This is a genomic window from Maribacter arenosus, assembly GCF_014610845.1.
GTDB lineage: Bacteria > Bacteroidota > Bacteroidia > Flavobacteriales > Flavobacteriaceae > Maribacter_A > Maribacter_A arenosus.
On the sequence record NZ_JABTCG010000004.1, the window covers coordinates 294,550 to 314,365 of the forward strand.

Genomic DNA, 19,816 nt, shown 5'->3' on the forward strand with positions numbered 1-19,816 from the left:
CACCTTTTTTATTTTGGGAGTTCTTTATTTTGGTTCCAAGTCCATGACGTAGTCATAACCCTCATTCAAATAGTTCGCTACATTATCCAAATCATGAAGCATGTCGTCTGGTATCAATACATATCCTTTCATTACGGCATTATGCGATCTGTAAATACTAGAATTGAATTCCTTAATGTATTTTTCTTGGACCTCTTTTGAAAATCGAATTCCGATTTCCCCGTTTTTATTTAATAATGAAAACATGTATCCATTCGCTGACGTATAGGGTACCGTTTTCCCTTTTCGCTTAAACCGATGACACTTGGCCACCAACTGGTCATAGATTTTTAATTTTTCCTCCCACATGGCTTCTTTCTGTAAGGCAATGCTAGACAAGATTTTAATCATTTAAAGGGTAAGTTACTGAATATCCTTTACAGGGAAAAGTAAATCATATGAGATTTAAATACCATAGTTATTAGCAATAGAGAACTCAACTAAAGCTTTTCATAGGATAGGTTGGTGCACTTAGTTTTTTTATTTCAGTATTACAAAGAAGTCTTTTAGTCCACTCAGTATGCTTTGAACGGCATATGCGGCCAATATCAAGCCCATTACCTTACTGATTACCGTAATTCCATAATCGCCGATTCTTTTTTGCACCAAACTCGCTCCGAGTAAGATCAACATGGTGATCACAATTACTACTATGACTAATCCCGTGGTAATAGCTTGCTGCTGGATTGAGTAAATGTTATTATCCGTTAATAAAACAACGGCCATTATAGCTCCCGGTGAAGCGATGGATGGAATTGCAACTGGGAAAATAGTGACGTGTTTATAATCGTGGATCAAATGTTTTTCCGACTCTGGTTTGCCTTCCCCAAAAATCATTGTCAATGCGAATAGGAACAGTATTACACCACCTGAGATTTGAAAAGCATCCAAGGTGACATCCATTCCATCAAGGATTAGTTGACCTACGACGATAAAAAACAATAGAATAAGAAATGCAATGAACGAGGCTCTAATTGCCACCTTTTTTTTGTGCTTCTGGTCTAATTGTTTTGTAGCTTCCAAAAACACTGGAACAGAACCAAGAGGATCAATTACGGCTATTAAAAAGAAAATTTTCGTAATAATTTCTGCTATCATGTTAATCAGTTTTTATGCCCTCACAATGGGCTCGCCAATATAATATTTTACTTTCTATTCTAATTAGGTACAACATACGAAAATAGATATGCGTATCTATATTCCCATTCTAAAAACTAAGATAACAAATAGGGTTATAAAAGGAATTGTTATAAGGTATAATTCAGAAGTAAACTGCCATAATAGTTGCGGTCATTTCCCGGATAGAAATATCGTGGTTCACTACCTCCGAAACCGACGGCATTTATCAATACCGATTGGGCGTATTTGGTATTGGTCATGTTGTTAACCCCCATATCGAGGCCAATAGAGAACTTCTGTGAAAGTTGTCTTTTAAGTCCTATTCTGGTATTCAACAGATTATAGGATGCACTGGATAACGTATTCGCATCGGTTAATGGAATGGCACCTACATACTGATAGGAGGTATTCCAATAGAGCCCGTTTCGCCATTGTAATTGTAATCCGGTATTCAATCGATGTTTTGGAACCCCGGTCAATGGGTTGCCCGAATAATCGTTTCCCTCATCAATGAACTCCACAAACTTATGGTTGCTATAAGAATAGCTCATAAAAGGGGTTATTATAAATTTTGGGATAAGGTCAAGTTTATAGTCCATATCAAGTTCAACACCTTGATGTTTGGTACTTCCGGCATTCTTACCGATATATTGGTCTTCGCCCACCCGTTGGGCCACCAAGAGATTTTTAATAGACATTCGGTATAGGGCAAGATTTATCCTTAAATTATTGTTGTCTAAAAACAGTTCGCTTCCCAACTCATAATTGGTACCGGTTTCTTGGGCGATATCCGGGTTAATTACGCCTCCTGGGGTCAAGGTCTCTTCCAAACTGGGGTTGGCGTAACCACGACTGATGTTCAGATACACATGTTGCTTGGGATAGAACGTATACATCAAAGTGAGGCTGGGAGAAAAGATGATGTCAAAACTGCGTTTTCCGCTGGTATCTTCCGCGCCTGTATTATACATATCCCTAAAATCATAATCCGTCTTATTGATGTTCAAGCCCAATTGGGCAGAAAAATAACTGGCAAAGGGCAGGGTAAAAGTACCAAAAGCATTGATTTGCGTCCTAAATTCCTTGTTGTCGCTTAGCTGATCTCCAGGTAGACTTCCTTGGCCATTATTGGTTTCATAAAGGTTTTCATAGGTAGCCCAGTTGTATTCATCTTTATAAAACTCGGCACCGAAAGAGTATTGGCTTGGGTGTTCCCCAATTATAAAATCGCCCAAGAATCGGGTTCTGAATCCATAGCCATTGGTAAATTCATCCAAAATATTAAAAGGCCGAGGTTCATAATGATCCAAATAGCTATAAAAAACACTGGAGGTATTCGAGAGTTTTTGATTGAAGCCATGGGTAAAGGAGAGTCCGGCCAACGTATACTTGTTGGCTTCATACCCTTTGGCGGCCTTCCAGGTAAAAGCTGCTTGGGTGGGATCCCCATCAAATGCACTTTGACTTATTGAACTAGCGATTTGTGCTGAATAATCTATATGGTTGAATAAAAGTGTGATCTTGTTTTTATCGTTTATAGTGTAGGAAGTATTCAATAAAAAACCATCGCGTTCAAAACGACTGTTTTCCCGATAGCCATCCAAGGTCATATGGCCATAACGAAGCTCCAAAGAAAACTGGGTATCGGCATGTGTAAAACCAAGGCTGTTTTTTAATAATCCATAAGAACCCACGGTAACATTATTGCGCAGCGTGGTCGTATGTTGCAAGGCTTCCTTTGGATTCAATATAATCGCTCCTCCTAAATTGGTGCCAAAGGCCGTACCCTTGGGGCCTTTGATAACTTCAATCGAATTCATATTCTCGAGATCATAAGCCTCAATGGTAGAAAATCCAGAACCGTCGGTTACCGGAATATCGTTGTAATAAAGCCGTATTTTATCGGTACCGTAGGGCGTTCTCGCCCCAACACCACGAATAGTGATTCGATTGGTGTTCAAGGCTCCCGAAAGAACATAAACTCCAGAAACCTGGTTTAGGGAAGAAACCATTTCGACCGGACTGAAATTTTGGAAGACCTTGACGCCGATTATTTGGGAAGGCAGTATTCCAGTGGCTTGTTTCATCTTTATAGAATCGATCAACACCACTTCTTTCAATTGGGTGATACTATCCCTGACCAGCGATTCTTGGGCAAAGGAAATGGTGTGTGCGCAAATGAAAAAACAAACCAAAATAGTATATCTCATAACTCTAAGATAGCTAACAAAAAGCAGGAATAACAATAAAAAGGCATTCAGTTTTCGAAAAGGATATATACCGTCTTTCAAGGTGGAAATCCATAGGGTGAAAAGTTGAAAACTATGCACTGCAATTAATTACGAACATCAAATTTCGGGCTTATTACCACAATAAAACGGTTTTATACAACATTGTTCATTGTAAATACCATTAATTAGGGCAACCTTTCTTATTTTGAGCTTAAAAAGTAGTAAAAAGACTACGATGTTCATATATATTAGACTTTTTATTCCCTTAATGTTCGCCATACATGATACTGAAAAATAGAACTTGGTTTTTTGTTTTCTTAATGATGGGTTTTGCCATGAACGCTACAGTACCCCAATCAGAAAAAGAGGTCTTGCTAGAGTTGTTCAATGCAACACATGGTGAGGACTGGACGATTACATGGTCATTGGATAAGCCCATTGCTACTTGGCACGGTGTTGAAATCGAGAATGACCATATTGTTGGTCTTCATTTGTTCAATAATAACCTGGTAGGCCAATTACCTTTTTCCATTTACAAGTTACAGCGGCTCAAGTTCCTGAATGTTGCCTTTAACCAATTGAGTGGACAAATTCCCATTGAAATAACAACACTCAAGGAATTAAAAGTGCTACGTATGGGGAAAAACAGGTTAACAGGGTCAATTCCCGAATGTATTGGGGAATTGCAATCTTTGATGATTTTGGAGTTATTTGAGAACAAACTGACTGGTAACCTACCATTAAGTATAGGTAAGCTGCACAAATTAAGATTTTTGGTGTTGTCGAATAATGAAATTGAAGGGGAAATACCAGAAACTATTGGTGATTTAGCACGGTTGGTAGGCTTAGAACTTGGAAGCAATAAATTGAAAGGGACCATTCCCTTAAGCCTTGGAAAACTTTTGAACCTTAATCGCCTCGTACTTTCTGAAAATCAATTAAGTGGTTCCGTACCCAAGATTATTTTTTCACTTCCAAAATTAAAGGTGCTACAATTGCAAAATAATAATCTAGGGGTAGATGTGACATTTCAAAAATCGGTAAATAAAGCAAACTACGTTGTTTTTGATGTTGGGGAAAAGACCTTGCGTTTCAATGATCACGCCAATCGTAAATTCGATTTTATAGAGAAGACAGGAATGGCGGATACCAAATTCGAAGATGTGGATTAAGAAAATAAATGATACTCTGTAGGAGCTTTAAAACCGGAAACCAATTGAAAGGCCCGCACGAAACATAAAGGTATCTTGAAAATCCTCTGGATTAATATTCCGTCCAATACCGGCACTTACTTCCAAACTGAATCTTTCACTTTGCGTCACCCATTTATTGCCCATGCCTAAACCCAGTGCCGTGGTGCTATAATCGTTATTTCTGACACCAAGATTGTTATCCGGTATTTCATCCTCCCCGGTATAATAAAGACCAAAGGCCTCAGCGAAGAAGCCACTTCTCGGCATATAACCAAAATAGGCCCTTAAATTTGGGCCTATGCCAAAATTACCGTTGTAATCCGTCGCATTGCTGTCAAAATATAGGGTTCCTCCGATACTCATATCCTCATTGATATAATATTCATAGGAACCTTCTAGGGTGCTGTTGGCCAAAAAAAGACCAATATTGAACTTCAATTCATTATTATTATTGAATCTAGGATAAGCCTGGGCACTTGCCATACCTACACTCAACAATGCGATTGCCAAAAATATCTTTTTCATGTTACACCGTTTTTTCTTCCAAGAGGAATCAAATCCCGTTCCAAACCGGTAAAAATAGAAATCTATTGTCAAATTAAGTGAATCCGCCCGATATTTTAGATACTTTAAATGTAGGGCTAGCGAACGAAAAACATTCGTTATTTTTGGACAAAATTTAAGTTAGTGAGAATAATATCCTACAATGTGAATGGCATTCGAGCAGCCATTAACAAAGGTTTCTTAGACTGGTTGAAAGCTGCAGACCCCGATGTTCTATGTCTTCAGGAAATCAAGGCCATGAAAGAACAATTGGATCTTTCGTTATTCGAGGAAGCCGGATATTCGCATAATTACTGGTTTAGTGCCAAAAAAAAAGGGTATAGTGGCGTTGCCATATTGAGCAAGAAAAAACCGGAGCAAGTCGAGTACGGCACCGGCATCGATTATATGGATTTTGAGGGAAGAAATCTGAGAGCCGATTTCAACGGGGTATCTGTCATGAGCCTATACTTGCCCTCGGGCACGAATATGGATCGATTAGGCTTTAAGTTGAATTATATGGCCGAGTTTCAGAAATATGTGGACAAGTTAAGAAATGAATATCCCAATTTGATTATCCTGGGCGATTACAATATCTGCCATCAGGCCATTGATATTCATGACCCTGTCCGCAATAAGAATGTTTCCGGATTTTTACCGGTAGAAAGGGAATGGATAGGGAACTTTATACAAAGTGGGTTTATAGACAGTTTCAGGTATTTTAATACGGAACCCCATAATTATACATGGTGGACCTACCGTGCCAATGCCAGAAATAACAACAAAGGTTGGCGTTTAGACTACGGAATGGTGAGTGAGCCCCTTGAAAAAAAGTTAAAACGGTCGGTTATTTTATCCGATGCCAAACACAGTGACCATTGCCCGATATTGGTAGAACTGGGATAAACAAAGCACACAATTTTAAAGTATTGATAAATTGTAATAATTGGATTTAAGCATAGAACAAGCACAAATTGAATGATTTATACAAAATTACCGCATACCGATATTGAAGTAAGTAAAATATGTTTGGGTACCATGACCTGGGGTAATCAGAATACCGAGGCAGATGGTCATGCACAGATGGATTATGCCATTGATCAAGGCATCAATTTTTTTGATACTGCTGAATTATATCCCATTCCGGCGCATCCCGATCGTTATGGCCATACCGAAATGATCATTGGTAATTGGTTTAAAAAGAACAAAAACCGTGACCAAATAGTTTTGGCGACCAAAATTGCAGGTAATGGCGATTATACAAAATTCATACGAACCACTGGTTTTTCTAGGGAAGCGATTATTGGTGCCGTTGAAGGCAGTTTGGAACGATTGCAGACCGATTATATTGACTTGTACCAATTACATTGGCCCGAACGATCTACGAATTATTTTGGACAAAGGGATTATCAACATGACATTAGGGATCATTGGGAAGACAATTTTCATCAGGTTTTGGAAACGTTGCGTGATTTGATACGTGAAGGCAAAATACGGCAGGTTGGTATTTCAAATGAAACCCCATGGGGTGCCATGCGTTGTCTTGAAGAAGGCAAGGTTCATGAAAGTCTTCCAAAAATGATTACCATTCAAAATCCATTTAATTTACTAAATCGAATATTCGAAATAGGATTAAGTGAGATAGCAATCAGGGAACAAATAGGCTTATTGGCCTATTCCCCTTTAGGTTTCGGCGTACTGAGCGGTAAATATTTGGGAGGAAAACGCCCCGAAAAATCACGGATCGTATTATTTCCGGCCTATAATCGATACAATAGGGAAACCGCCGTTAAAGCGACCCAAAAATATTTTGATCTCGCCCATGAACATGGCTTATCACTCACAGAAATGGCTTTAGCATTTATAAATACCAGACCTTTTGTAACCAGCACGATCATAGGGGCGACTACTATGGATCAACTCAAGGAGAATATAGGTAGTATTGATGTTCAATTGAGCGATGAAGTGATAAAAGGGATTAATGCCATACACAATGAAATTCCAAATCCATCACCATAAAACCAAACTATGTATTTTCTTAAAGTAGGATTCGGACAGCTGGTACTTATCATCTTGGTAATCATAATTATCCTTGTCTTTGCCAGAATAATGCGGGATAGGCGTTAGCCGAACAAACGGCTTACCACATCCTCTATCCTGGCAACAAGTACAATCTCGATTTTTGGGTTTTTTAGGCTTATTTTATTGTTCTTGGAAACATAAATGGTATTGAAACCCAATTTTTCTGCCTCAAGAATGCGTTGTTCTACACGCTGTACAGGCCTAATTTCCCCTGCCAAACCAACCTCAGCGGCAAAACAGACTCCTTTTTCTATGGGAATATCGGAATTGCTCGATAGAATGGCGGCGATTACGGCTAGATCAATGGCCGGGTCATCTACTGATATTCCCCCTGTAATGTTCAGAAATACATCTTTGGCCCCCAATTTAAATCCTGCCCTTTTCTCAAGTACGGCTAGGAGCATGTTCAATCGTTTGGCATTATAACCTGTTGTAGAACGTTGGGGAGTACCATATACTGCCGTACTGACCAGTGCTTGTATTTCTATCATCAAAGGCCGCATGCCCTCTACCGTTGAGGCGATGGCAGTACCACTAAGCCCTTCATCGTTTTTAGAGATCAAGATTTCAGAGGGGTTGTTCACTTCCCGTAAACCACTGCCCTGCATTTCATAAATACCGAGTTCCGCTGTAGATCCGAATCGGTTTTTAAGCGCCCTAAGTATACGATACACATAATTTCGATCCCCCTCAAACTGAAGTACGGTATCTACCATATGTTCCAGGATTTTTGGCCCGGCGATAGATCCATCTTTGGTAATGTGCCCGATTAGGATTACCGGCGTATTGGTTTCCTTGGCAAATTTGATGAGTTCCGCAGCACATTCCCGAATTTGTGAAATGCTCCCCGCAGCCGATTCGATATAGTCGGAATGTAGCGTTTGTATAGAATCTATGACCACAATATCGGGTTCCATGGCTTCGATCTGTTGGAAAATATTCTGGGTTTTGGTCTCCGTAAGGATATAACAATTTTCACTATGGGGTAGAATGCGGTCGGCCCGCATCTTGATTTGTTTTTGGCTTTCCTCCCCTGAGACATATAATGTTCTATAAGGTAGTTTTAAAGCAATTTGGAGCACTAAGGTACTCTTGCCCACCCCAGGTTCGCCACCCAATAAGACCAATGACCCCGGAACTAGTCCGCCCCCCAAGACACGATTGAATTCGAGGTCATACGTGTTTAAACGCAATTCTTGATCAATACTTATTTCATTGACCCGTAACGGTTTGGCTATTTTTTTTGAAGAATTTGAGGGACTTTTCCACCCCTTTTTTTCTTCTTTTTGTAATACCTCTTCCACAACGGTATTCCACTCCTTGCAGGCAGTACATTGTCCCACCCATTTAGCATATTGGGTGCCACAATTTTGACAAAAAAATGCAGTTTTGGTTTTGGCCATTACCTCTTCTCTGGTTTTGGCTAAAGATAAAGTAAACTTTTAAAAAAGTTGGGCTATTCCAGTTTTTCAATACCCGAAATCCGCTTTTAAGGCATCGATTTTTTCCAAGGCCATTTCTTTGGTAAGAAAATCTATTTCTTCCATTCCAAAGGCCTTTTCAAAAGTACGCAGTGCTTTCTTCGGCTCTCCCAATTGCTCATAGTACTCCCCTTCAAAATAAAAGCCCAACATGGTTCCGGGAAATTCGGCCTTGCATAAATCGGATAATGGTTTCAGGGATTCGACATCCTCTTTTTTTCGGGTACCGGCATAGATGGCCATAATATCGTTGAGGTCAACGGGTTTTTTTATACCGAATAGATTTTCAATGGTTTTGTATTTGGTTTCCAAATAGCTGAAGACCGGCTCTTCCGAGGTTAAAATCTGCGTTTTATATTCTTTGGGACTAATGGGTTTGAACATTCCAAAGATATTATCGAAGGCTTTGCCTATACCATACGTGGCAATGGAGATATGATCGGCACTAGGGTACTCGTCAAAATAGTAGTGCAAGGTTTCTTTGTCTATGGCCTTAATGGCCTTATCCATGGCCAGGATTCTGGGGGTATCCCTGCTATTTTCCCCCTCGAGGATCAGTTGATAGAAAATCTGTTGATTCAAGGCTCCCAATCTTAGGGGTATATTGGTTTCCATATCAGGGGCCAAGGTGGGTGAAATATTGATATACGCATTGAAAAGTGACCTATCCTTGAACAACCAATAGTTTTCGAAATTGGCGGTAATATCGTATCCTACGATCATTTTAAATGGGGCTGTATTGTAATTTAGGTCGAGATAGGGTATGATTTCCATCCCTAGGAACTCAAAAAACTTATTTCCCTTCTCAGCCGGTAGGCCTGTTTGCTTATCAAAGGCACAATCATCCAATCGAATGCTTTCCTTGCTTTGGTGTATACCAACAATAATAGACGCTGGCATACCATGGAACCTACTGTAATATTTGGCGGTAGCCACCACTTGTTCAAATAGATAATCGGCATCCAAAACCACAATAAGCGGGTGTTTTTTTTCCTTATCATAGTCTTCAGGGAAATAATAACTGACATCCCTTCTTTCCTGAAGCTTAAACGATTCGAATATCTCTTTGGTTATCTGGGCATTTAGGGCATAACAGGCAAGAAAAGCTAAAAGTAAGGGTATACGTCGCATAGAACAGCATTATGGCAACTTTAACCTAAGTTGTTACCGGTTTCTGTTCAATAACGGCAATAACAGAAAAGATATTGCCCCGAAAACGACAACCATTAAGGTTTGCGAAATCCACATAATCCATCCAAAGGCATTTCCTGAAACAATACTCACTCCAAAAATTTCCAATGATTTGCTCACGAATGCCGGATAGGCAATAAAACCTCCATTTGTCGTGGTCATTGCTATGGCACCACCAACAAAGGCAATAAGGAGTGCCCCTAGGGAAAGGTCTGCTGTTTCTAATACCGTGAATTTTATGACCCAAAACATAGCTACATAACAGGACCAGATAAGTATCGTATGGAAAATAAAAAGCCATTTATGCTCCATTTTAAATATACTTAGAACGCCATCCAGTAAATTCTTAAGGAAACCTCTTATTTTGATTACAATGCCAGATTTAGATTTCTTTATCAAGCGTACAGCGATTATTAAACCTAATATACTGATAAGAAGAAAAATCATTCCGCCAAAAAGCCCTATGCCGGTGTCACGAATGAACCCAAAAATAAGATCGGTTTGTAGAAATAGGGCTACTAGAATTATCAACAATAACATGAGTACATCAACAAGCCTTTCTGTAACTATAGTTCCGAATCCCTTTTCAAAAGGCACATCCTCGTAAGTGGCCAAAGCCGTAGCCCTAAGGAATTCACCAGATCTCGGAATACCTAAATTTGTTAGATATGCAGTTAAAATAATCAGAACATTATTGATTGTTCTAGGTTTATATCCTAAAGGTTGCAAGAGATAATTCCAACGAATGGCCCTTGAAACGTGGCTTAAAATCCCTATTGCAATCGAAATGCCGATATATAATGGATCGGCTCCTTTAATGTAATCCAGTATCTCTGTTCTTTGTTCTGCCGTGGTTGAATTATATAGATACCAAACCAAAAAAACTCCCAATGCAATCGGGAGTATATTTTTTAAGGACTTTTTTAATGAGAGCGTCAAAAAATCAATTTAACAGGTTCGTAGCCTCATTTGGAAAAACCAAGGCCGGTTTAAATTTTTTTGCTTCCTCGATATCCATTATGGCATAAGTAATCAGTATCAATATATCACCAACTGCGACTTTTCGGGCTGCAGCCCCGTTCAAGGTAAGTTCACCGCTGCCCCTTGGTCCTGGAATAACGTAGGTTTCCAATCGTTCCCCATTATTATTGTTAACAATCAGGATTTTTTCACCTTGAATAATATTTGCAGCATCCATTAAATCCTCGTCTATGGTAATACTGCCTATATAGTTAAGGTCCGCACCGGTAACCCGCACGCGGTGTATTTTAGATTTTACAACTTCTATTTGCATGGGACAAAGTTAATTAATTCAGGGCAATATTGTCTATTAGTCGTACGTCTTCCGCATAAACGGCAATAAACGCCCTATATTTTATATTTTTATGTTTTCGGATCATAGGTTTCAATGTGTCGGCTTGGGCTATTTCAATGTATTCAAGCTTCAGATCTTCATGTTGTTCAAATTGTTTTGTTACCCAATCCTTAACCTTTATAGCACTTTTCGTGCCAAATTTCTGTTTGGCAGCCTTTAAGGTTTTATAGATAAAAGAGGCTTCATTCCTAATGTTTTTAGACAGTCTTTCGTTTCTTGAACTATATGCTAATCCGTTAGCCTCCCTAACAATGGGGCAGCCAATGATTTCTACAGGTATGTTCCTGATTTCCGTAAGCTTTTTTATGATTTGAAGTTGTTGAAAATCCTTTTCACCAAAATAGGCACGGGTAGGTTCGACCAAGGTCAATAAAGCTTCTACAATAGTGCCTACACCATTAAAATGCCCGTCTCTGAAGGCACCTTCCATGACCTGATCCAGACCATCAAAATCATAAGAAACCGATTTGACATTTTCAGCATACATTACTTCTACGCTAGGGGCGAAAACGATTATGTGATCTGCTATCTCCCTAAGAATTTTTAAGTCGGTAGTTAAGGGTTGTGGGTAATTCTCGAGATCTTTTGGGTTATTGAACTGTGTTGGGTTAACAAAAATGGTCACCACTACCACGGAATTCTCTTGTACTGCCCTTTTAACCAAGGCCGTATGTCCTATATGCAAGGCCCCCATAGTAGGCACGAGCCCAATACTGTCCTTTTCGTCCAATGAGGTAAGATGTTCCTTTAGTTGTTTTCTGGTTTTGATCAGCAACATAGGTTTCATTTAAAAAGGCAGCAAACTTACTATAAATACTGCTAATCTGCATAATTTTTGTAATTTTGCAGCAATCTTTTCAAGATAAATAAAATATTGCTTTTATGAATGGTAAAAAGATATTGTTTGTATCTTCAGAATTAGTCCCCTACCTCCCAGAGAACGAAGTTTCATTAATGTCATACGAATCCCCAAGGATGGTCAATAGCAATGGTGGCCAAATCAGGATTTTTATGCCCAGATATGGGAACATCAATGAACGCAGACATCAACTGCATGAGGTTATTCGATTATCAGGCATGAACCTTGTCATCAATGATATGGATATGCCTTTGATCATAAAAGTTGCTTCAATCCCCAAAGAGAGGATTCAGGTTTATTTTATCGATAACGAAGAGTACTTCAAAAGAAAAGCGACATTTACCGATACCGATGGTAATCTTTTTGAAGATAACGATCAAAGGGCCATATTTTTTGCCAAAGGTGTTGTCGAAACCGTAAAAAAACTAAATTGGTCCCCCGATATCATTCATGTTCACGGATGGTTAGCATCGCTTTTGCCCTTGTATTTGAAAAAATACTATGAAGATGAACCACTATTCGGGGATAGTAAGATCGTGACCTCGGTTTACGGTAAAGGTTTCGATGGTGAACTGGATAAGGATATGATCCAAAAAATAACTTTTGATGGTATTTCCGAAGATAGTATAGGTCCTCTAAAAAAACCCAACTATAATAATTTGTTAAAAGTGGCTGTAGATTATTCCGATGCTATTATTTTAGCCGCGGAAGATATTCCTGAAGATTTATTAAACCATATTTCCAACCTAGAAAAACCCGTGTTGCCCTATGTTCCTTTACAAGGTTTTGAAGAAGCATATGCCAATTTCTATAACACTGAAGTTTTAAAGTAATCTAAATGAATTTTATTAAGCGATTTAATCTTCCCGCTTTAACGGGCATTATATTGGTTGTCACCGTTTTTTCTTGCTCGGAAGAAATTACGACCATAGGTTCGGAAGTCATTGGAGGTGAGCCTTTCAAAACAGATAAGGCCGAGTTCGATGTATTTGCATACAATAAAAAGACAAAAGCCGTAAGGTCCAATAAATTACCATTGTACCAATTGGGAACATATAATGACCCGATTTATGGTAAGTCGGAAGCACGTATAACAGCTCAACTCCTATTATCCCTGACGAAGCCTACTTTTGGGTTTTATACCCAAGAAATCGAGGACAATGCCGATACCGATTCTAGTATAAATACGATTCCGGAAGTGGAAATGGTAGATTCGGTTTATTTATATATCCCATACCTTAAAAACCCCAAAGGGGATTTGGATAATGACGGTTTGGCGGATGCTTTTGATATAGACCCAGAAGACGCGAATAGTGATACTGATGGGGATGGACTGACTGACTTGCAGGAAAATCAGACTGGGACAGACCCATTGAACCAAGATACAGATGGGGATGGCATCAATGATGGGGAAGATGACTCTACCACTTTGAACAATTATGCAAAAAGAGTTGATATCGATAGTGTTTATGTCGATGGGAATAATTTCAATAGGGACGTTGAAACCTCATTCGATTTAAAAGTAGAACGATCAACCTACTTTTTAAGGGATTTAGATCCAGATTCCAATTTTCAGGAAGCCCAGGAGTATTTTTCATCACAAAAGTTTTCGCCCAATTTTGTTTCCGATGTATTGTTTCAGGGGAACTATGTCATCAATGATGAACAGTTCTTATTGCGTCAACAAGATGATTCGGATACCGAGGAAGATGAATCATTATTGTTCGTAAAATTAGATCCAGGTATTAGGGTGCCGTTGGATGCTAGTTTTTTCCAGGAAAATATACTTGACAAGGAAGGGGGGTCCGAACTTTTAAGCCAGGCTAACTTCAATGATTTTATACGTGGACTACATTTATCCTTAGAACCCAGTACGCAGGATGTAATGTTGCTACTAGGACTAAGTGGGGCTTCTGTTACCATATATTATCATTATGATCGGGTAGATACCAATGGGACCGCTGATGATACTTCGGATGATGAGGTAGTTCAGGAACAAAAGGAGTTCGTATTTAATTTATCAAGTCAAAATACCAATTGGAATGCGGTGAACACTTTTGAGAACGAACCTTATCCCACAGAGATCACCAATGCACTGGATACCGGCGAAAACGCCTCGAAGATTTATGTAAAAGGCGGTGCAGGCACATATACTGAAATTAAATTGTTTGCCGAGGATGAGGAAGATGCCCAAGACGTCATCGATCAGATAAAAAGCAATAATTGGATTATCAATGAGGCCAATCTGGTGTTATATGTAGATCGTGAAGCCGTTGAAGTGCCAGGGGGCATTGTAGAACCACCCCGGTTGTATTTGCATAATTTGGATGAAAGTATTCCATTGATCAATACAAGTACCGAGTTCAACGACGATTTATCCTTACCCCTTTTTGGTAGATATCTTAACTATGACGGTGTTATACAAAAATCTTCCGATGATATAGGCGAAAAATATACAATAAGAATTACGGATTATATCAATGACTTGATTGTCAGGGATGCCACCAATGCCACCTTGGGCCTTACAAGTACACCCGATATTACCATTGAGGTGTTACAAGTATTTGGCAAGGCCATTTTTGAAGATATTGAGATGGATATTCCTGCTACATCCACATTGAGTCCTTTAGGTACGGTACTGCACGGTACTACAGAAGATAATGCTGGAAAAAGATTAAAGTTGGAAATATTCTATACAGAAACGAATCAATAAAATTATATCTTCCCCCGAGTATAAGATGCAATCAGTTTTTTAACGGTAATATACCACTTACAGAGTTTTAACGTTTTACATCTAAGAGTTACAGGATTTTACGGCCATTAGGCTAGATTTGCAATAATTATAATTTAAGCCATCTAATAAAAATAATTATGTGTGGAATTGTAGGTTATATTGGGCACAGGGATGCCTATCCGATAATAATGAAAGGACTACAACGCTTGGAGTATCGAGGTTATGATAGTGCTGGAATAGCGTTATATGATGGGAAGGACATCAATCTTTCAAAGACCAAAGGCAAGGTTGAGGATTTAAAACTAAAATCCAATGCTGACATTTCGTTGAAGGGGACCTTGGGAATAGGTCACACCCGTTGGGCCACACATGGGGTACCGAACGATGTGAATTCGCATCCGCATTACTCCAATTCTGGAGATTTGGTGATTATCCATAATGGAATCATCGAAAACTATGAATCCCTCAAAAAAGAATTGATGAATAGGGGGTATACCTTTACTTCCGATACGGATACCGAGGTACTGATCAACCTTATCGAAGAGGTACAGAAAACGGAAGGTGTGATGTTGGGAAAGGCGGTTCAAATAGCGCTTAATCAAGCAGTTGGCGCGTATGCTATTGCCGTTTTCGACAGAAAAAAACCTGATGAGATCGTAGTAGCAAAGTTAGGTAGCCCATTAGCCATTGGTATAGGCGAAAATGAATTCTTTATCGCATCCGATGCCTCTCCATTTATTGAGTTCACTAACAATGCGGTTTATCTGGCAGATGAAGAAATGGCCATAATTCGACTAGGGAAAGAAATAAAGTTGAGAAAAATTAAGGATGATGCGATCGCTTATCCAAATATTAAGGAACTTCAATTGAATTTGGAGGAAATTGAAAAAGGAGGGTATGATCATTTTATGCTGAAGGAAATTTATGAGCAGCCCAGGGCCATAAAGGACACCTATCGTGGACGTCTATTGGCGGATCAAGGTTTGATAAAAATGTCGGGAATCGATCAAAATCTTGAAAAATTCCTCAATGCCAACAGAATAATAATAGTTGCCTGCGGTACTTCCTGGCATGCTGGATTGGTAGCTGAATATATCTTTGAGGATTTGGCCCGTATTTCAGTTGAAGTGGAATATGCTTCTGAATTCAGATATAGAAATCCCGTTATTACCGATAAGGATGTGTTGATAGCGATTTCCCAATCGGGGGAAACGGCCGATACTTTGGCAGCAATTAAACTGGCCAAGGAAAAAGGGGCCTTTGTTTTTGGGGTTTGTAATGTTGTAGGTTCATCAATTGCAAGGGAGACCGACGCCGGTGCCTACACACATGCAGGACCGGAAATAGGAGTTGCCTCTACAAAAGCATTTACCACACAAATTACGGTATTAACATTAATGGCCTTGAAATTGGCAAAGGAAAAAGGTGTATTTTCAGAAAGCCGATTCCATGAATACTTGACCGAGTTGGAAACAATCCCTGCTAAGGTAGAAAAGGCCTTGTTAGCTAATCCTTTAGTGGAGATTATAGCGGATGTGTATAAAGATTCTACGAATTGCCTGTATCTTGGCCGAGGGTACAACTTCCCAGTAGCTCTTGAAGGGGCATTGAAGTTAAAGGAGATCAGTTATATACATGCCGAGGGCTATCCAGCTGCTGAAATGAAACATGGTCCAATCGCTTTGATAGACGAGCAAATGCCTGTAATTGTCATAGCGACCAAAAAAGGCCATTATGAAAAAGTAGTAAGTAATATACAGGAAATCAAGTCCCGTAAAGGTAAGATTATCGCCATTGTGACCCAAGGTGATGAACAAGTTACGGAATTAGCCGACCATGTAATCGAAGTCCCTGAAACCTTCGAGAGTTTAACACCACTTTTAACCACAATTCCTTTACAATTATTGTCCTATCATATTGCCGTAATGAGAGGTTGTAATGTAGATCAGCCACGAAATTTGGCAAAATCGGTAACGGTGGAATAACAATAATCACTTAAAATATCAAAAAAGGCCATGATTTAATCATGGCCTTTTTTGTTGAATAGTTAGGGATTATGCAATATTTACACCAAATATTAAGGAATTAGATATTATGCATGCATAATTTTATTATTTTTTCATTTTTCAATATGAAAAAATCTGTATATTGGCAGCGAACTAATTTAACTAAAACTATAATGAGAGCGATACTTTTTCTATCCTTGTTGATGTTGGGCGGCTTCGGGTTTGCCCAAACGACTATTACAGGTAATGTTGTGGATCCTGACAACGAACCTGTTCCAGGGGCTAATGTGGTTATTGTCGGAAAGGCAGTAGGCGCGGTATCGGATTTTGATGGTAATTTTACTTTGAAAACTTCTGAAACTCCCCCCTTTCAATTAAATATTTCAAGCATCGGTTATACCGATGCCACTTTTGATGTCACTTCGAACAATCAGAATATCACGATTGTTCTTAACGAGGCATCTACAATTCTTGATGAGATTGTTATATCGGCATCAAGAACGCCCGAACGATTGTTCGAATCCCCGGTAACAATTGAGCGCATTGGGATTCAAGAAATCAAGAATACGGCTTCAGTGGATTTCTATGATGGATTGGAAAACCTAAAGGGAGTCGATGTGAACACAAACAGTTTAACCTTTAAATCTGTCAATACCAGAGGCTTCGCCACGTTTGCGAACAATCGTTTTATGCAGTTGGTAGATGGCATGGACAATTCAACACCTGCCCTTAATTTTCCAATAGGAAATTTAGTAGGTATGATTGAAACAGATGTTCAGAGTGTCGAACTCCTACCTGGAGCTTCTTCTGCCCTTTATGGTGCAAATGCTTTTAACGGTATCCTTTTTATGAGAAGTAAAAGTCCTTTTGATCATGCAGGGATCAGTGTTTCTGTAAAAAGAGGTATAACTTCGCAAAAAGCTTCGGGAGATAATGCCTATACCGATATTGGAATTAGGGCGGCACACAAATTCAGTGATAAATTTGCGGTCAAAGTTAATTTTGGGTATTTACAAGGTACAGATTGGGCAGCAACTAGCGAGGTTGATAAAACAACTCCAGGTGGTACACGGGCAGACTTAAATTACAATGGTGTTAATGTTTATGGTGACGAAGTATCAAGAAATATAAAAACAGAGGTTGCCGTAACACTTGAAAATTTAGGCCTTTTACCTGCTGGGGCGAGTGCTTTAGTGCCTTCAGTTGATGTTAGTAGAATTGGATATAATGAACGGGATTTGACCAATTATAATGCAGAAAGCATAAAAGCAGATTGGGGTTTATATTATCGACCAATAACCGATAATAGTTTAGAACTGTCTTATGTGGGGAAGGTAGGTACAGGTACCACCATTTATCAAGGTTTAAACAGATACAATATTGATGGGTTTTTCCAAGAACAACATAAACTCGAGGTGAAGCATGATAATTTCTTCCTAAGAGGCTATTTGGTTGCCGATAAAGCGGGAGATTCATATGACATGGTGTTTACTGGGATTAATATTTTAAATGATTGGAAAGATCACCGAACTTGGTTTGGAGAATATGTAGGAGCCTATGTAACTGCCACACTTGGAGGTGCCACGGATACCCAAGCACATGCTGCTGGACGTGCACAAGCAGAATCTGGACGTTTTGAGCCTGGAAGCCCCGGGTTTAAAGCCGCTTTTAACAGAAGTATAAACGATCCTAATTTGCTAACAGGTTCTAAATTCCAGGATGCATCAAAATATTACCATGCTGATGGAAATTATAATTTTAGCCATTTAACCAAAGACTTTGCCGATATTCAAGTTGGTGGTTCATACAGAAGATATAGTTTAAACTCCTTTGGAACCATTTACACGGATTATGATGGCCCTATTGATTACTCTGAGTTTGGTATATATACACAGGTTCAGAATAATTTTGAGTTAAATGAAACCATGGATTTGAAATTAACGGGTTCAGTTCGTTACGATAAATCCGAATTTTTCGATGGTTTCGTTTCTCCTAGAATATCCGCTGGTTTGACTGTAAATCGCGATCATAATATTAGAGCCTCTTTACAAACGGGTTTCAGAAACCCAACAACCCAGGATTTATTTATAGGATTGGATTCTGGTCAAGGTTTTTTAGTAGGCTCTGCACCTAATAATTTAGAGAGATGGTCAAGACCTCTTGATGTTAGTGGTTCAGGTCAATTGTTAGGCCAACCTGCAGTCATTACACAAACCGGTGCTGCCCCCTATACTAATTCATATACTGAAAGTTCAATGGTAGCCTTTGCAGCAACCAGTGACCCTTCTGTTTTGGAAGTTGCCAATCCAGATATAATAAAACCAGAGCAAGTTACGTCCGCAGAGGTTGGATATAGAGGGAAAATAAAAAAACTAACCATAGATTTCAGTGCTTATTATAACAGCTATAAGGATTTTATTTCACAGGAAGCAGTTGCTTCACCCTATTATGGTACTGCTGGAGACGGCTCATTATCTGTTTTAGCGATAGCTAATGGAGACTGGCAGGGCTATAGTGCTTATACTAACTCGGATGCAGACGTTAACTCATACGGAGCTGCCTTAGGATTGACCGCAAAAGTTTTTGGTGATTTTGATTTAGGGGGAAGTTACACCTATTCAAAGCTCGATTTTGATCGAGAGGCAAACCCTGATGTTGTGCTTAACTTTAATACGCCCGAGCATAAATTCAAAGCCTTTTTTGGGAATGCCAATTTATTTGAAAATTTTGGATTCAACATAGCGTACCGGTTTAGCGATGACTATTTCTGGGAGGCGACCTTTGGAGATGGTGTTGTTCCAGAATTCCACACTGTTGATGCACAAATAAATTATACGGTACCCAGCATAAAATCTTCATTTAAGGTAGGGGCAACTAATCTTTTAGGCGATGAGTATTTTACCGCTTTCGGAACTGGCTTCATAGGATCTATGTATTATGTGTCCTGGACAATCAATAACTAA

The 19,816-nt window shown here is 39.2% G+C and carries 16 protein-coding genes; 7 read left to right on the forward strand and 9 right to left on the reverse strand.

What is annotated here, in order from left to right; genetic code table 11:
- Positions 1 to 24 precede the first annotated feature (24 nt).
- The 3 genes from HPE63_RS12225 to HPE63_RS12235 form a co-directional block, all read right to left on the reverse strand.
- Positions 25 to 390 (reverse strand): hypothetical protein, encoded by a 366-nt coding sequence (locus HPE63_RS12225; protein ID WP_223198140.1) that lies wholly within the window; start codon positions 388 to 390, stop codon positions 25 to 27.
- Between the two features lie 129 nt (positions 391 to 519).
- On the reverse strand, positions 520 to 1,134 hold the full coding sequence (locus HPE63_RS12230; RefSeq protein WP_188314844.1) for a MarC family protein: 615 nt from the start codon (positions 1,132 to 1,134) through the stop codon (positions 520 to 522).
- A gap of 152 nt (positions 1,135 to 1,286) precedes the next feature.
- The gene (locus tag HPE63_RS12235) at positions 1,287 to 3,368 is read right to left on the reverse strand and encodes a TonB-dependent receptor family protein (RefSeq protein ID WP_188314559.1); all 2,082 of its coding nucleotides are present in this window, start codon (positions 3,366 to 3,368) and stop codon (positions 1,287 to 1,289) included.
- A gap of 302 nt (positions 3,369 to 3,670) precedes the next feature.
- Here HPE63_RS12235 and HPE63_RS12240 point away from each other — a divergent pair, with 302 nt between their 5' ends.
- Positions 3,671 to 4,561: a hypothetical protein gene (locus HPE63_RS12240; protein WP_188314560.1), complete on the forward strand. Its 891-nt coding sequence runs from the start codon at positions 3,671 to 3,673 to the stop codon at positions 4,559 to 4,561.
- 27 nt (positions 4,562 to 4,588) lie between these two features.
- Here HPE63_RS12240 and HPE63_RS12245 read toward each other — a convergent pair whose 3' ends face one another.
- Positions 4,589 to 5,107 (reverse strand): DUF3575 domain-containing protein, encoded by a 519-nt coding sequence (locus tag HPE63_RS12245; RefSeq protein WP_188314561.1) that lies wholly within the window; start codon positions 5,105 to 5,107, stop codon positions 4,589 to 4,591.
- Between the two features lie 162 nt (positions 5,108 to 5,269).
- On the opposite strand from HPE63_RS12245, the gene HPE63_RS12250 reads away from it, so the two are divergent.
- Positions 5,270 to 6,031, forward strand: a complete 762-nt coding sequence (locus HPE63_RS12250; protein WP_188314562.1) for an exodeoxyribonuclease III — start codon at positions 5,270 to 5,272, stop codon at positions 6,029 to 6,031.
- A gap of 72 nt (positions 6,032 to 6,103) precedes the next feature.
- On the forward strand, positions 6,104 to 7,144 hold the full coding sequence (locus HPE63_RS12255; RefSeq protein WP_188314563.1) for an aldo/keto reductase: 1,041 nt from the start codon (positions 6,104 to 6,106) through the stop codon (positions 7,142 to 7,144).
- A 104-nt stretch (positions 7,145 to 7,248) separates the two neighbouring features.
- Here HPE63_RS12255 and radA read toward each other — a convergent pair whose 3' ends face one another.
- The 5 genes from radA to panC all read right to left on the reverse strand — a co-directional run bounded on the left by radA (position 7,249) and on the right by panC (position 12,032).
- Complete coding sequence (gene radA, locus HPE63_RS12260) at positions 7,249 to 8,610, reverse strand: DNA repair protein RadA (protein WP_188314564.1); 1,362 nt, start codon at positions 8,608 to 8,610, stop codon at positions 7,249 to 7,251.
- Between the two features lie 66 nt (positions 8,611 to 8,676).
- A complete protein-coding gene (locus HPE63_RS12265; protein ID WP_188314565.1) occupies positions 8,677 to 9,819 on the reverse strand; it encodes an alpha/beta hydrolase in 1,143 nt (380 codons plus the stop codon).
- Between the two features lie 33 nt (positions 9,820 to 9,852).
- Positions 9,853 to 10,818, reverse strand: a complete 966-nt coding sequence (locus HPE63_RS12270; protein ID WP_188314566.1) for a lysylphosphatidylglycerol synthase transmembrane domain-containing protein — start codon at positions 10,816 to 10,818, stop codon at positions 9,853 to 9,855.
- 4 nt (positions 10,819 to 10,822) lie between these two features.
- Positions 10,823 to 11,173: an aspartate 1-decarboxylase gene (gene panD, locus HPE63_RS12275; RefSeq protein ID WP_188314567.1), complete on the reverse strand. Its 351-nt coding sequence runs from the start codon at positions 11,171 to 11,173 to the stop codon at positions 10,823 to 10,825.
- A gap of 13 nt (positions 11,174 to 11,186) precedes the next feature.
- Positions 11,187 to 12,032, reverse strand: a complete 846-nt coding sequence (gene panC / locus HPE63_RS12280; RefSeq protein ID WP_188314568.1) for a pantoate--beta-alanine ligase — start codon at positions 12,030 to 12,032, stop codon at positions 11,187 to 11,189.
- Positions 12,033 to 12,136: 104 nt separating this feature from the next.
- Here panC and HPE63_RS12285 point away from each other — a divergent pair, with 104 nt between their 5' ends.
- The 4 genes from HPE63_RS12285 to HPE63_RS12300 all read left to right on the forward strand — a co-directional run bounded on the left by HPE63_RS12285 (position 12,137) and on the right by HPE63_RS12300 (position 19,816).
- A complete protein-coding gene (locus HPE63_RS12285) occupies positions 12,137 to 12,946 on the forward strand; it encodes a glycogen/starch synthase (RefSeq protein WP_188314569.1) in 810 nt (269 codons plus the stop codon).
- Between the two features lie 5 nt (positions 12,947 to 12,951).
- Positions 12,952 to 14,826 carry a DUF4270 domain-containing protein gene (locus HPE63_RS12290; RefSeq protein ID WP_188314570.1) on the forward strand — a complete coding sequence of 625 codons (1,875 nt, stop codon included), beginning with the start codon at positions 12,952 to 12,954 and terminating at the stop codon, positions 14,824 to 14,826.
- Between the two features lie 158 nt (positions 14,827 to 14,984).
- Entirely contained in the window at positions 14,985 to 16,832 is a 1,848-nt protein-coding gene (gene glmS / locus HPE63_RS12295; RefSeq protein ID WP_188314571.1) for a glutamine--fructose-6-phosphate transaminase (isomerizing), read from the forward strand.
- 194 nt (positions 16,833 to 17,026) lie between these two features.
- On the forward strand, positions 17,027 to 19,816 hold the full coding sequence (locus HPE63_RS12300) for a TonB-dependent receptor (RefSeq protein ID WP_188314572.1): 2,790 nt from the start codon (positions 17,027 to 17,029) through the stop codon (positions 19,814 to 19,816).

Excerpts from the sequence above, each read along its gene's own strand:
- HPE63_RS12240 (WP_188314560.1), top strand. The coding sequence starts at position 3,671 with ATGATACTGAAAAATAGAACTTGGTTTTTTGTTTTCTTAATGATGGGT.
- HPE63_RS12225 (WP_223198140.1), bottom strand. The coding sequence starts at position 390 with ATGATTAAAATCTTGTCTAGCATTGCCTTACAGAAAGAAGCCATGTGG.
- HPE63_RS12235 (WP_188314559.1), bottom strand. The coding sequence starts at position 3,368 with ATGAGATATACTATTTTGGTTTGTTTTTTCATTTGCGCACACACCATT.
- radA (WP_188314564.1), bottom strand. The coding sequence starts at position 8,610 with ATGGCCAAAACCAAAACTGCATTTTTTTGTCAAAATTGTGGCACCCAA.
- panD (WP_188314567.1), bottom strand. The coding sequence starts at position 11,173 with ATGCAAATAGAAGTTGTAAAATCTAAAATACACCGCGTGCGGGTTACC.
- HPE63_RS12265 (WP_188314565.1), bottom strand. The coding sequence starts at position 9,819 with ATGCGACGTATACCCTTACTTTTAGCTTTTCTTGCCTGTTATGCCCTA.
- HPE63_RS12300 (WP_188314572.1), top strand. The coding sequence starts at position 17,027 with ATGAGAGCGATACTTTTTCTATCCTTGTTGATGTTGGGCGGCTTCGGG.
- panC (WP_188314568.1), bottom strand. The coding sequence starts at position 12,032 with ATGTTGCTGATCAAAACCAGAAAACAACTAAAGGAACATCTTACCTCA.
- glmS (WP_188314571.1), top strand. The coding sequence starts at position 14,985 with ATGTGTGGAATTGTAGGTTATATTGGGCACAGGGATGCCTATCCGATA.
- HPE63_RS12285 (WP_188314569.1), top strand. The coding sequence starts at position 12,137 with ATGAATGGTAAAAAGATATTGTTTGTATCTTCAGAATTAGTCCCCTAC.
- HPE63_RS12255 (WP_188314563.1), top strand. The coding sequence starts at position 6,104 with ATGATTTATACAAAATTACCGCATACCGATATTGAAGTAAGTAAAATA.
- HPE63_RS12245 (WP_188314561.1), bottom strand. The coding sequence starts at position 5,107 with ATGAAAAAGATATTTTTGGCAATCGCATTGTTGAGTGTAGGTATGGCA.
- HPE63_RS12290 (WP_188314570.1), top strand. The coding sequence starts at position 12,952 with ATGAATTTTATTAAGCGATTTAATCTTCCCGCTTTAACGGGCATTATA.